The organism is Yoonia sp. 72 (assembly GCF_034652275.1).
Taxonomy (GTDB): Bacteria; Pseudomonadota; Alphaproteobacteria; order Rhodobacterales; family Rhodobacteraceae; genus Yoonia.
On record NZ_JAXIWG010000002.1, the window covers coordinates 319088 to 332604 of the forward strand.

General features: G+C 61.7%; 12 protein-coding genes. All 12 read right to left on the reverse strand.

Features of this window, described 5'->3' with window-relative positions:
• Positions 1-63: 63 nt before the first annotated feature.
• The 12 genes from acsF to bchF are packed head-to-tail and all read right to left on the reverse strand — an operon-like array spanning position 64 to position 13374.
• Positions 64-1182, reverse strand: a complete 1119-nt coding sequence (acsF, locus tag VCK47_RS10110) for a magnesium-protoporphyrin IX monomethyl ester (oxidative) cyclase (RefSeq protein WP_322890968.1) — start codon at positions 1180-1182, stop codon at positions 64-66.
• Positions 1179-1475 carry a hypothetical protein gene (locus tag VCK47_RS10115; protein WP_322890969.1) on the reverse strand — a complete coding sequence of 99 codons (297 nt, stop codon included), beginning with the start codon at positions 1473-1475 and terminating at the stop codon, positions 1179-1181. The genes acsF and VCK47_RS10115 overlap by 4 nt, the downstream gene beginning before the upstream one ends.
• 51 nt (positions 1476-1526) lie before the next feature.
• Positions 1527-1985, reverse strand: a complete 459-nt coding sequence (puhC, locus tag VCK47_RS10120) for a photosynthetic complex assembly protein PuhC (protein WP_322890970.1) — start codon at positions 1983-1985, stop codon at positions 1527-1529.
• 5 nt (positions 1986-1990) lie between these two features.
• Positions 1991-2632, reverse strand: coding sequence for a photosynthetic complex putative assembly protein PuhB (gene puhB, locus VCK47_RS10125; RefSeq protein ID WP_322890971.1), 642 nt, complete (start codon positions 2630-2632; stop codon positions 1991-1993).
• A gap of 55 nt (positions 2633-2687) precedes the next feature.
• Positions 2688-3461 carry a photosynthetic reaction center subunit H gene (puhA, locus tag VCK47_RS10130; protein WP_322890972.1) on the reverse strand — a complete coding sequence of 258 codons (774 nt, stop codon included), beginning with the start codon at positions 3459-3461 and terminating at the stop codon, positions 2688-2690.
• Positions 3462-3479: 18 nt separating this feature from the next.
• Positions 3480-4910: a PucC family protein gene (locus tag VCK47_RS10135; protein ID WP_322890973.1), complete on the reverse strand. Its 1431-nt coding sequence runs from the start codon at positions 4908-4910 to the stop codon at positions 3480-3482.
• On the reverse strand, positions 4907-5599 hold the full coding sequence (gene bchM, locus VCK47_RS10140) for a magnesium protoporphyrin IX methyltransferase (RefSeq protein ID WP_322890974.1): 693 nt from the start codon (positions 5597-5599) through the stop codon (positions 4907-4909). Before bchM ends, VCK47_RS10135 begins: the two co-directional genes overlap by 4 nt.
• Positions 5599-6495 (reverse strand): ferredoxin:protochlorophyllide reductase (ATP-dependent) iron-sulfur ATP-binding protein, encoded by an 897-nt coding sequence (gene bchL / locus VCK47_RS10145; protein ID WP_322890975.1) that lies wholly within the window; start codon positions 6493-6495, stop codon positions 5599-5601. Before bchL ends, bchM begins: the two co-directional genes overlap by 1 nt.
• 37 nt (positions 6496-6532) lie before the next feature.
• A complete protein-coding gene (locus tag VCK47_RS10150; RefSeq protein ID WP_322890976.1) occupies positions 6533-10075 on the reverse strand; it encodes a magnesium chelatase subunit H in 3543 nt (1180 codons plus the stop codon).
• On the reverse strand, positions 10065-11588 hold the full coding sequence (gene bchB, locus VCK47_RS10155) for a ferredoxin:protochlorophyllide reductase (ATP-dependent) subunit B (protein WP_322890977.1): 1524 nt from the start codon (positions 11586-11588) through the stop codon (positions 10065-10067). Before bchB ends, VCK47_RS10150 begins: the two co-directional genes overlap by 11 nt.
• Positions 11585-12865, reverse strand: a complete 1281-nt coding sequence (locus tag VCK47_RS10160; protein ID WP_322890978.1) for a ferredoxin:protochlorophyllide reductase (ATP-dependent) subunit N — start codon at positions 12863-12865, stop codon at positions 11585-11587. The genes bchB and VCK47_RS10160 overlap by 4 nt, the downstream gene beginning before the upstream one ends.
• Positions 12862-13374 carry a 2-vinyl bacteriochlorophyllide hydratase gene (bchF, locus tag VCK47_RS10165; RefSeq protein WP_322890979.1) on the reverse strand — a complete coding sequence of 171 codons (513 nt, stop codon included), beginning with the start codon at positions 13372-13374 and terminating at the stop codon, positions 12862-12864. The genes VCK47_RS10160 and bchF overlap by 4 nt, the downstream gene beginning before the upstream one ends.
• Positions 13375-13517: the final 143 nt, after the last annotated feature.

Below are 13517 nucleotides of genomic sequence, written 5' to 3' on the forward strand. Positions count from 1 at the left end.
AATATCCCGGAGGTGTGGAGGCAGCGCCTCCACCGGTTTTCAGGATGAAAACCGCCCGCGCCATCAATAGGCCGGTGCCATGCGCGGGCTGTCGGGCACTTCGCTTTTGACGACAGGGATCGTCAGCAAGGACACAAAGGCCGTCGCCGCCCTGGCCGATCCGGCCATGCGCTTGACCCAGCCGCCAACGCCGCCCTGTTTGCGCCCCTGTGCGATCTGCACATTGGCGTCCTGCATCCGGTTCAGCGCGGGAATCCAGCGGGGATGGTCGATATCCAGCACCATCGGGAATACCTGCCTTGAGATGTCCGATGTCTTGCGGAACACTTCCTGCCCGTACCACGCCGGATCAACGCCCAGCGCCTTGTGGAACTCGGGGCGCTGGTGGTCGCGCACCCACATGGTCGAAAACACCGCCGTCAGGAAGAACTTGATCCAGAGCTTGTTCATCCGGCTTTCGGTCAGCGCGGGGTCGGTTTTCAACAGCAGGGCGAACGCCTCGCCATGCGAAAACTCGTCATTGCACCATTCGCGGAACCATTTGAAAATCGGGTGGAACCGGTATTCCGGATGCGCCTCGAGGTGGCGATAGATCGTGATATAGCGCGCATAGCCGATCTTTTCGGACAGATAGGTCGCGTAATAGATGAACTTGGGCCGGAAATAGGTGTATTTCTTGGCCTGCGTCAGAAAACCGAGATTCACGGCAATGCCTGCCTCGCGCAGCGCGTCGTTGATGAAACCGGCATGGCGCGCCTCGTCACGGGCCATCAGCTGGAACAGCTCTGTGATGTCCTTGTTCGATCCGCGGCGTTTCATTTCCTTGTAAAGCACGCAACCGGAAAATTCCGCCGTGCAGCTTGAGATCAGGAAGTCGATGAACTCCGCCTTCAGCTTGGGTTCCATCCCGTCCCAATCGACATGGTCCCAGTCTTCGTTCTTGCGAAAATGGCCTTTGTTGGGATCGGCCTTCATCTGGCCGATCAGCACGTCCCAGTCTTCGCGCACAGGGGTCACGTCGATCGCGTCCATTTCGGCAAAATCGGTCGTGTAGAACCGCGGCGTCAGCAGCGTGTTCGACATCGCAACCTTGGTCGCTTCTTCATTCGTCAGCGGCGGCAAGGCCTCTTGCGCGGCAATCGCTTCTTCGGCGGTGGCGGCATTGGATGAATGCATGTTCATGACAGCACCTCGTCGCTGAAGGAGAATTCACACAGTTCCATGAATTCGAAATCGCCCGTCGCGCGGGTCCAGAGCTGTTCGATCTTGCTGGCACGCGTGATGATCGCGGTGCGCTTTTCCTCGATCAATTCACCAAAGGCGGCCATGATTTCCGGCCCCTGCACCTGCACGGTGTCACCCGGATAGATGACAGCGCCGTTGTCCAGCCGGACATGCGCCGACAGTTCCTCGAACCGGTGCGAAATGGTCACCGTGCAAGGCGCGGTTTCCGTCTCTCTCAAAAATAGTCCCATGTGAGTTCCCTTTCACATCATCGCGCGCAGGGGGCTAGCCTGCCCGCAGTTTCAATCCAGCAGCTTGGCAAAGGCTGCCACGTTATCGGCGCCATAGCCAATCAGTTCGGTCGCCATACCCGTGGTTGGGTCAAGAATGGCAACATTGCCGTTGTCGCGCCGCACGACCTGCAGGGGCGGCGTGCCGGTCACACCGTTCACAAGGCGTTCGCGGTCGATCACGCGGCCCATGACGCCCAGAAAACCTGCCATGTCATCGGATGACCGCGCCAGCAGGGTGCCATCAAGACTGGTGACCGTATAAATCCCGCTTTTGTCACCGGTGATGATGACATCGATGCTTTGCACGACGGGGGCCTGTTGCACGACGGCGACCAGCGGCTTGTCGGTGATCTTGGCATAGGCGACCAGACCGACCGCCGCGATCATCAGCGCGAACATCGCCCGCGCGACAAAGGGCGGCACGAGGATCGTTTCAGGATGCTTCATCGTATTGGGGGAATGTGCCATGACATTTACTCCGCTGCGACGGCAGATGCGCCGGTTTCGGTGGTGACACGGGTGACTTGCGGCGCGGAAATGCGGGTTTCCGCAGCCTCCGCAAACAGCTTGGCGACATTGGCGGCATCGGGGATGCAGCGCAGCGCAGGCTGGGTGCGGGTCATGTACCAAGGCCGGATATGCGGCCAGGTCATCAGATAGGAAACGCGGCTGTCTCCGATCAGCTCGAATGCCAAGGTGCCGGTGCCTTTGGGCCGCAGGTCCAGCTTGGCGGTGCCGATCCATGTGTAGGGCAGGTTCAGCGTCATGGTCAGCGCCGCACCGATCCGCATCGCGACGCGCTTGTTGGTCAGCGTGTAGATCGTGGCGCGCGCCTGCACATAGGCGACCAGATACAGCAGGCCGCAGGCAATCAGGCCGCTGATGACGAATGGCAAGCCATGCATCACCGCGATCTGCATCGGAAAATCGGCGGAAGACGCGCCAATGCGCCACACCGTCAGCAGCGCGAAATAGCCTGCCACCCAGCGCACCGACAAGGCTTCGCGCGCCAGTGCTTTGTGGTCGGGCGATCCCTGCCAGATGATATATTCATCGGCGGGCAGCTTTTCGGGCAGGCCGGGGATCGGTTCTACTGCGAAATCGTCGTGGCTCATTGTCGTGTTCCCTTGGGTTGGAGGGCCCCGGTGGCGAGCCGGGGCCGGTAGCGGTTCAGACTTGCGGCTCAAGACGTGCGGCAGACGCATAAAGCGTGCCGCCGGCGTAGTAGCCCATGATCTTTTCTTCCTCGAGAAGGGTGACGACATCCGGTGACTTGGTCACAGGAACGCCATCCCAGTTATGCGCAAAAAGCGACCGGACGACGACGCGATTGCCCTTGATCCGTGACATGTTGATCGGGATCAGGCGGGTCTTGCCGCTGCCTTCGGGGTTCAGATCGACGGTCAGGAAACGCACCAGCGATTCCGGCACATCGACCCACATGTCGGTCACACGGCCGACAACCTCGCCATCACCGCCGACGACGACCTTGCCGCGCGGATCGGTGCCTGCCGACAGGCGGAATTCAGGCAGTTGCGACATCGGACGGATCTTGGCGTGGCCGTGCGCGTCCAGTTCCGGCACGTCACGACGTGGCGCCCAGGATGCCGGACCAACGCCATCCATCATCGGATCGCCGGTCGGGATGTAAGGCGATCCCGCCGCGCGCGACGATTGCACCAGCGCCAGATCGTCACGATCACCGCGCTGACCGCTTGGCAGAGCCAGTTCACCGCGACCGTCGCGCAGGTGGAATGTCTTGTCGGAAGGGACCGGAAACGGACCCTGGTTCGGGGCAGGCTTTCCTTCTTCGTCCAGAAGCGGATAGCCTTCGCGCATGTTTTCGGTCTGCAGGTAATAGATCAGACCCGCAAAGAAGATCCAGAAAAGCCAGATTGCTGCGCTCGCCAGATCGAAGTTGCCAAAGAATGTAGTTCCAACCATGTTGTGGTCCTTTCGGGATCAGGTCGGGAAATCGGCCAATTCCAGCTTGGCAGACCCCCGTTGTGTTATCGGCCGCAACCGCACAAGCGGCCCCAGCACGATCAGTGTGATGAACAAAAGGGCGATTTCGGTGTGATAGACGACCGAATACCCCGTGGCAGGCGTGGCGAGCGCCTCTCCCAGTATGCCGTTCCCAGCGGCGTGGTTTACAAGGTCACGCGTGGTGCCCCCGATAAAGATGGACAGCCCCGCGCCGGTGGCTTGCGCAGCCCCCCATGCACCAAGAGCCAGACCGCGACCGGCGCGCCCGATCGTCGGCATGGTCATCGCGGCGGTCAGGGTGGACACCCCGAACAGGCCCGACCCCAGACCAATCAGACCTGCGCCGACATAGAACATCAGATGCGAGTCCATCGGCGCGGCAAAAATCACGGCAGTAAAGGCGACGACGCCGATCAGAATGCCGCGCGCGCACATGCGGTAAGGGTCAAGCCCTTTCGCCAGCCAACGCGCTGCAAAGGCAAAGCCGACCAGTGCGCCGCAGGCCCACATCGCCGTAAGCATCGTGGTAGCGGAGACAGACAAACCGAGGATTTCACCGCCGTAAGGTTCCAGCAGCACATCCTGCATATTGAACGCCATCGTGCCGATGAACACGACCGCCAGCAGACGGCCCGCATCGCCGCCCTTGGCCAGATCGGTCCAAGCTTCGCGGAACGTCGGGCCGGGCGCTTCACGCTGCGCCTTAGTCATCGGCGTGACACGTTCCTGTTTCCAAAGGGCGATCAGGTTCAACAGCAGCGTCACAACCGCTGTGCCCTGTACGACCTGCACCAGACGCAGGGCGCTGTAATCGCGCAACAAGGCGCCGATGATAAGGGCCGCAACCGCCATGCCGACAAGGTTCATGACATAAAGGAGGGCAACGACCTTGGGGCGTGTTTCCTCGGTCGCGCGGTCGGCGGCCAGCGCCAGACCAGCGGTCTGGGTCATGTGCATCCCGATACCGGTCAGCAGAAACGCAAGGCCCGCGCCGACATAGCCCGCCCAATCCGCGTCCAGCGTCCGATCCCCCGACAGCACCAGCAGCGCCATCGGCATGATCGCAAGCCCGCCGAACTGCCACATCGTCCCGAACCACAGGTAAGGGATACGTTTCCACCCGATAGCAGAGCGGTAGTTGTCGGATTTGAATCCCACCAGCGCGCGGAACGGGGCCACCAGCACCGGAATAGCGATCATCATCGCCACAAGGGTCGAGGCGATGTTCAACTCCACGATCATCACCCGGTTCAGCGTGCCGAGCAGCATCACAGCCGCCATGCCCACCGACACCTGAAACAGCGACAGGCGCAACAACTGGCCCAGCGGCAGGTCGTCACTGACCGCATCGCTGAAGGGCAAGAGGTTGACCGAAATCCGCTTAAGTGATGATGCCTTGAAAATCATCTGCGCGCCCCTTCAAAGACCAACGCGTTCGAGATGTAGAATCCCGATTTGACCCGCTCGACATCGCGCAGCGCCCCTTTGACGCCGCCTTTGCGCAGGGCATCGGCGACGCCAGCGGTCGTGTGCGGGATCATCACGGGGCTGCGGTCGGCGGCGGGGAACAGCTTGCCCATGCGCCACATCAGCATCAGCGCGGGTGTGCGCGGGGCAAGGGTAAAGACAAACTTGCCGTTGATCCGGGGTGCAGCGCGGTCCAGCAGCGCCGCGATATCGGGGGCGGTGTAATAGATCAGAGAATCCATCGCCAAGGCGTGGTCGAACGTGCCAGTGGTCGCGTCCAGCATATCGCCCGCGACCCAGGTGATCGTGCCGGGCAGACCGGCTGGCATCCGCTTTGCGCCGATTTCGACCAGTGCGGGGGATATATCCACCGCCACCACATCCGCCCCGCGCTGCGCCAGTTCCACCGCCATAGCACCCGTGCCGCAACCCGCATCAAGGATCCGCGCGCCGCGCAGATCGTCGGGCAGTTGCGACAGCATCAGCGCACGCATCCGGTCGCGGCCCGCGCGCACGGTCGCCCGCACGCCCGACACCGGCGCGTCGGACGTCAGCCGTTCCCAGACCTTGGTCGCGGTGCGGTCGAAGTAATGTTCGACCCGGTCACGTGTGGCGGCGTATTGCGTCATCAGTCAAACCCGAGCAGTTCAAAGATTTCACGATCCGGCAACGGTGCGGGCGCCAGCGCCTCGGTCCCGTTCCAGAGCGTTTCGGCAAGGCGGATATATTCGGCGCGCACCATGACCACGTCCTGGTCATCGGGCATTTCGAACAGAGTCTTCTTTTTCAGGCGGCTGCGGCGGATCGCATCCAGATCGGGCATATGCGCGATGCGGTTGAAACCGACCGTGGCGCAATAGCGGTCCACCTCGTCTGTCGCCTTGGAGCGGTTGGCGACGCAGCCCGCCAGACGCACCTTGTAGTTGGCGGATTTCGCCTGCACGGCGGCAATGATCCGGTTCATCGCATAGATGCTGTCGAAATCATTGGCGGTGACGATCAGCGCGCGGTCGGCATGTTGCAACGGGGCCGCAAAACCACCGCAGACCACATCGCCCAGCACGTCGAAGATCACGACATCGGTGTCTTCCAGCAGGTGATGCTGTTTGAGCAGTTTCACCGTCTGGCCGACGACATAACCGCCGCAGCCGGTGCCAGCGGGGGGGCCGCCCGCCTCGACGCATTTGACGCCATTATAGCCTTCGAAGATGAAATCTTCAGGGCGCAGTTCCTCGGCGTGGAAATCGACTTCTTTTAGGATGTCGATCACGGTGGGGACCAGCGTGCCGGTCAGCGTGAAGGTACTGTCATGCTTCGGATCGCAGCCGATCTGCAACACGCGCTTGCCAAGCTTGGAAAAGGCCGCCGACAGGTTCGACGATGTGGTCGATTTGCCGATGCCGCCCTTGCCGTAAACGGCAAACACCTTTGCGCCTTCGATCTTGGCGTCGTCGTCCTGATGGACCTGCACCGATCCTTCGCCGTCTTGACCGCGCAGGTTGGGGATTTCGTCTCTGGGGCTCATGGGAGCCTCCTTTCCGTTATATTCATTGCGAAAGGGGTCATTCTGCGGCGATCCCTTCCATGCGATCTTCCAAGGCGTCGGCTGCGTTTTGCAGGGCCGCCAGCGTTGCGGCATCGGGTGCCCAATATTTGCGGTCCGATGCTTCGAGCAGGCGGTTGGCCATCCGCATCGAGGCTTGCGGGTTCAGCGCCGCCAGCCGTTCGCGCATGGTCTCGTCCAGCACGAAAGTTTCCGACAGGCGCTGGTAGACCCAGGGTTCCACCTCGCCGGTCGTGGCGGACCAGCCCATCGTGTTGGTGACATGCGCTTCGATCTGGCGGACACCTTCGTGGCCGTGTTTCAGCAAACCTTCATAGAATTTCGGGTTCAGACTGCGGCTGCGGGTTTCCAGTGCGACCTGATCCTGCAGGGTCCGCACCTTGGCGGAACCGCGCGTCTGGTCACCGATGTAGACGGGGGCAGACACGCCGCCCTTGGCACGTTTCACGGCGCGGGAAATGCCGCCCAGCGTGTCGAAATAATGGTCCACCGTTGTGACGCCCAGTTCGACGGATTCGAGGTTCTGATAGGCCAGATCCACATCCTTCAGCGCCTTTTGCAGCAGTCCGGGGTTTTGCGTGGCCTTGCCGTTGACACCGTAGGCAAAGGATTTCCGCGCCTCATAAGCATCGGCCAGTTCATCCTCATCGCCAAAGGCAGAGCTGTCGACCAACTGGTTGACGTTGGAGCCGTAGGCACCTTCGGCATTCGAGAACACGCGCAGCGCCGCGGTTTCCAGATCGCAGTTCATTTCACGCGCATAGGTCAGCGCATGGGCGCGGATGAAGTTCTGGTCCAGCGGTTCGTCGGCTTGGGCGCATTTCAGCGCAGCCTCGGCCAGCATGCGGGTTTGCAGTGGAAGCAGGTCACGGAAGATGCCCGACAGCGTCATCACCACGTCGATACGCGGACGACCCAGCTTTTCCAGCGGCACCAGATCGGCCCCCGCCAGACGGCCGAAATTGTCGAAACGGGGGATCGTGCCCATAAGCGCCATCGCCTGCCCGATGGGTCCGCCATCGGATTTGATGTTATCGGACCCCCAGAGCACCAACGCCACGGTGCGCGGGAAGGTGGGGTGGGTTTCCAGCAGCAGATCGGCCTGCTTGCGGCCTTCGGAAATGGCAAAGGCGGTCGGCATGCGGAACGGGTCGAAGGCGTGGATATTGCGGCCTGTCGGCACGATGGACGGCGACCGGATCAAATCACCACCCGGCACAGGCGCGATGAAATGGCCCGACAGCGCGCGCATCAGCGCGGGCAGTTCGTGGTCTTCTTTCAGCAGTTCGGCGGCACGGTCGGCGGCTTCACCCGCTGGCATCAGGCGGATCATGTCAGCACGGGCGGCGGCGGACATGGGCTGGCCCACGACATGGAAACCTTCGGTGATCAGCGACCCTTCGGTTTCCAAGAGTTTCAGCCACAGCGTGTCGATATTGCGCGCGTTCATATCAACCGCATTCGCCTGATCGCGGATCAGCTGTTCCAGATCGTCGCGCTGGCTGTCTTCGGCGGGCATTTCGCGCCAACGCTTGAGGCTGTCCTTGAGGTCGATCAGGCCTTTGTACAGGCCCGCCGTCGTCAACGGCGGCGTCAGGTGGGTGATCGTGATCGCGTTCGACCGGCGCTTGGCCAATGACGCCTCGGACGGGTTGTTGGCGGCGTAAAGGTAGACATTCGGCATCTCGCCGATCAACCGGTCCGGCCAGTCGCGTGCGCCAAGGCCCGCTTGCTTGCCCGGCATGAATTCCAGCGCGCCGTGCATGCCGAAATGCAGCACGACATCGGCGCTGAATGTGTTGCGCAGGTAGCTGTAGAAAGTAACGAAAGCATGGGTCGGCGCGAAACCGCGTTCGAACAGCAGGCGCATCGGGTCGCCTTCGTAACCAAAGGCGGGCTGGACGCCGACAAAGACGTTGCCGAAATGGTGGCCCAGAACGAACACGCCGCGCCCGTCGGATTGCACCTTGCCGGGGGCGGGGCCCCAAGCAGCCTCGACCTCGGGTAGATGCCGCGATGTGCGCACGATGGTATCGGCATCGACATGGGCCGCGACATTCGCCTGCTGGCCGTATTGCTGGGCATTGCCTTGCAGGATCATCGCGCGCAAATGGTCGACGGTTTCGGGGGCTTCCAGCGCGTAACCTTCGGATTTCATCCGGTGCAACGTGTTGAACAGGCTCTCGAACACGGCGAGATAGGCAGCGGTGCCGACAGCGCCCGCATTGGGCGGAAAGCCGAACAGGACGATGGCGACCTTTTTGTCGGCGTTATCCTTGCGTCGCAGCACGGCCAGACGGCGGGTTTTTTCGGCCAGACTTTCGATGCGTTCGGGGCAAGGGGCCATGGCCTTGCAATCGGATTGCAGCGCGCATTTATGCGCACAGCCGTCGCAACCGTCAGGGCCGTGGCGTCCGGCGAACACGGTCGGGTTGGTCGCACCGTCGATTTCAGGCAGGGCGACGAGCATCGTGGTTTCAATCGGGCCAAGGCCCTGCGCTGATCCGGCCCACTGGCCAAGCGTCTGGAATTCCAAAGGCTGCGCCGAGATGTAAGGCACATCGAGTTTCGACAAAAGCGCCACAGCCGCATCGCTGTCGTTATAGGCAGGCCCGCCGATCAGCGAAAAGCCGGTCAGCGACACCATCGCATCGACGCGGCCTTGGAAGAATTGTTCGATGGCGGGACGCCCATCCAGCCCACCGGCAAAGGCGGGGATGACGCGCAGGCCCTTGGCCTCGAACGCGCGGATCACGGCGTCGTAATGCGCGCAATCGGAGGACAGGATATAAGACCGCAGCATCAGGATGCCCACGGTCGCCACAGGGGCTGCAGGCTTCGGCAGATCGGCCAGATTGGTGCTGATGTGATGGCCGGGCAGGTCGGGGTGGTAAACGCCGACATCAGGGTATTCGATGGGGGCCGCGATCTTGACCGGCTTCCAGTCCTGCCCTTTGGCGTAGCGCGACACCAGCATGCGGACCATCTGTTCGATATTGTCGTCCGACCCGCCCAGCCAGTATTGCATCGACAAGAACCAGTTGCGCAGATCCTGGCTTTTGCCAGGGATCAGGCGGAGGATCTTGGGCAGGCGGCGCAGGGTTTTCATCTGGCTTTCGCCGGATTTGCTGGCCTTGGCGGTGGGTTTCAACCGCTTGAGTAGGCCCATGAGGCCGCTGGCGGGCTTGGACATGTCCAGATCGCCCATTTTCGTCAGTTTGACGATATCGCTGTCGGCGATGATGTTGATCATAGCGTCGCAGTTCGGGCGGCGCGCGATCAAGTCGGGCAGGATCGCGGCGGTGTGGGCTTCGAGGAACAGAAGGTTCGTGACGATGATATTGGCCGTCGCGATGGATTGTTTGGCGTCGATCAGCGCGGCAGGATTTTCGCCCCATTCGGCGGCGGCGTGGATGGTGATATCCAGCCCCGGAAAGGCCGCTGTCAGCTTGTCGCTGGCGCGCATCGCGGGGCCTGCGGAATGCGAATCCAGCGTCAGGATGACGAAACGATACGCGCTATGATCGACGTTATCGCGCATAATGTGCCTTTGCTTCATACAGCGTATCAAGGCTGATCTGGTGCAGACCCTTTTGCGTCGCATAGGTTTCGGTGTTGCGCCGCGCCTTGCCCCGCACGAAGAACGGGATTTTCTTCAGTTCTTTTTCGGCGTCAGCCAGCCAGATGATCTTGTCGTCCTGCGGTGCGGGGGCTTCTTCGGCGACGGCTTCGACCTTGGCTTTGGCCTTGCCGCCGTGGTGGCTGGCACCCGCGTCGTCGTGGAATTCGAAATCGTCGCGGAACATGGTCAGCAGGTGTTCTTCCAGACCCATGACCAGCGGATGGATTAGCGTATCGAAGATGACATTAGCACCCTCGAACCCGACCTGCGGCGAATAGCGGGCGGGGAAATCCTGCACATGGACGGGCGCGGAGATCACGGCGCAGGGGATGCCCAGACGTTTGCCGATATGGCGTTCCATCTGCGTGCCCAGGATCATTTCGGGGCTGAGCGCCTCGATAGCGGCCTCGACCTCCAGATAATCGTCGGTGATCAGCGCTTCCAAACCGTAGGCTTTGGCCAAAGCACGGACAGGCCGCGCCATTTCGCGGTTGTAGCAGCCGATGCCGACCACCTCGAACCCCATTTCATCGCGCGCGATGCGGGCGTGGGCTGCGACATGGGTGCCGTCGCCAAAGATGAACACGCGCTTGCCGGTCAGATAGGTGCTGTCCACCGACCGCGACCACCAAGGCAAGCGCAGGCGGCTTTCGTCGATCAGGACGGGTTTGCCGATGATGTCGCCGACTTCAGCAATGAAATCGCGGGTGGCACCGACGCCAATCGGGACGATTTTCGTAAACGGCTGGTTGTGGTTCTTTTCCAGCCAGCGCGCGGCGGCTTCGCCCGTTTCGGGCGACAAAAGCACGTTGAAATGCGCGGCGGGCAGGCGGGCGATGTCAGATGGCGTCGCACCCAAGGGGGCCACGACATTCACCTGCACGCCAAGGTCGGACAGCAACCCTGTCAGTTCTTCCACATCGTCGCGGGCACGAAAGCCAAGGGCCGTTGGCCCAAGGATATTGCAGGTCACCCGTGCAGTGCGGTCCTGCGGTTTGGCCAGCGCCTTGACGATCTGGTAGAATGTTTCATCCGCGCCGAAGTTTTCCTTGCGGCTGTAGCTGGGCAGTTCCAGCGGGATGACGGGAATGGACAGGCCCATCGTTTCCGACAGGCCTGCGGGATCATCCTGAATCAGTTCGGCGGTGCAGGACGCACCGACGATGATCGCCTCGGGCTGGAACCGGTCGACGGCATCCTGACAGGATTTCTTGAACAAGGTGGCAGTATCGGCGCCCAGATCGCGCGCCTGAAAGGTGGTATAGCTGACGGGCGGGCGGTGGTTGCGCCGTTCGATCATGGTGAACAAAAGGTCGGCATATGTGTCGCCCTGCGGGGCGTGTAGAACGTAATGCAGACCCTTCATCGCCGTAGCGACGCGCATCGCGCCGACATGGGGCGGGCCTTCATATGTCCAGACGGTCAGCTTCATTCGGCGGCCTCCAGATGCAGGACAGCCTTGCGGCGCAGCGGGCGCGAGAAGAGACCGGCCAGATCGCCCGCCTGTTCGTAGAAATGCACCGGCGTAAAGACGAGTTCGATGGCCCATTTGGTCGACAGGCCCTCGGCCTCCAGCGGGTTGGCAAGGCCAAGACCGCAGACGGTCAGGTCAGGCCGCGCGGCACGGGCGCGGTCGAGTTGTTTGTCGACATCCTGCCCTTCGGAAATCTGCGGTCCAGCGGGCAAAAGATCGAGGTCGGGACCATGCAGCGCATCGTGGATATAGGGGCTGCCCACCTCGATCGCGGTCATGCCGCATTCGCGGGTCAGGAAACGCGCGAGCGGGATTTCGAGCTGGCTGTCAGGGAAGAAGAACACGGACTTGCCGCGCAGCACTTCGGCGGCTTGGGCAATTGCCTTGCGGGCACGGGCACGGGGGGCGGCTGTGACGGCCTCGAACGTTTCTTCGCTGACGCCGAATTCGGTGGCGATCACGCGCAGCCAGGCGGTGGTGCCTTCGTCGCCAAAGGGGAAAGGCGCCGCCAGATGGCGCGCGCCGCGGCGTTCGAGGGCTGAGTGGGTTTCGCCAAGGAAAGGCTGCACCAGCGCAAAAACGGTATTGGGGCCGACAGCGGTGGTGTCGTCGATCCGGCGAGCGGGCAGCAGGCGGACGGGGCCGACGCCCATATCGGCCAGAAGCGACAGCATCTGGTCTTCGACCACATCGGGCAGGGCACCGACGACCAGCAATTCGCGCGCCTCGGTCGATTTCAGCACGGGGACCATGCAGGCAAGGCAGGCGTCTTCGCCCTCGGTGAAAGTCGTCTCGATGCCTGAGCCGGAGTAATTCAGCACCCGCACATGGGGGGCGTGGATCTGGGACAGGCGTTCAGCAGCCTTGGCGAGGTCGATCTTGATGACCTCGGACGGGCAGGAGCCGACAAGGAACAACTGCCGGATGTCGGGGCGACGTTCCAGCAGGCGGGCGACCTCGCGGTCGATTTCGGTCTGCGCGTCCTTCATCCCCGCCAGATCGGTTTCTTCAAGGATCGCAGTGCCGAATCGGGGTTCGGCGAAAATCATCACGCCAGCCGCCGATTGCAGCAGATGGGCACAGGTGCGCGATCCGACGACCAGAAAGAACGCATCCTGCATCTTGCGATGCAACCAGATGATTCCCGTCAGGCCGCAAAAGACTTCACGCTGGCCGCGTTCCTTGAGGACAGGGGCCGTGCGGCAACCGCCGTTGGAAGGGGTCAGGGCGTTCATGTGCGACCCTCCGCATCAAGGCGGGCCATGCGCAGTTTCCACAGAAACTGGCCTGCGTTGATGACATAGGCGGCATAGGCGGCAAGGGCCACATACATCAGCGATACGGGGTCCATCGCACCCGTCAGCAGCGCGACCATGTACCAGCTGTGCAGCGCGATCACGCCAAAGCTGAACACGTCTTCCCAAAAGAACGCAGGCGCGAAAAGGTATTGACCGAAAACGACTTTTTCCCAGATCGCACCCGTGACCATGATGATGATCAGGAAGACGGTCTTGATCACGATGGAGATTGTTGCCGCTTCGTAGCCTGCGCCGGTTGCCAGATAGCGCAACACCAATCCAAGCGAGATCAGGAAGACCACGAATTGCACCGGGGCCAGTATCCCCTGCACCATCGTCCAACGGGTGCCATCACGCCGCGCCCGCTCTGCATCGGAATACAGCCGACGGGTCGCGGGGCGACCCGATGTGGCGGCATTTCCCGGCGCGGTGCTTGTGACTGACATGAGGCCTCCAGATACTGACTGTGCCCAGATTAAGGGCGTTCCATGGCATGTGTCAACTTTAACTTACACCTATATCGCGGCATGTGTAAGTTCGCCGCACCACCCCTGAAAGGGCATATTGTCATTAACAAAACAGTATCTTA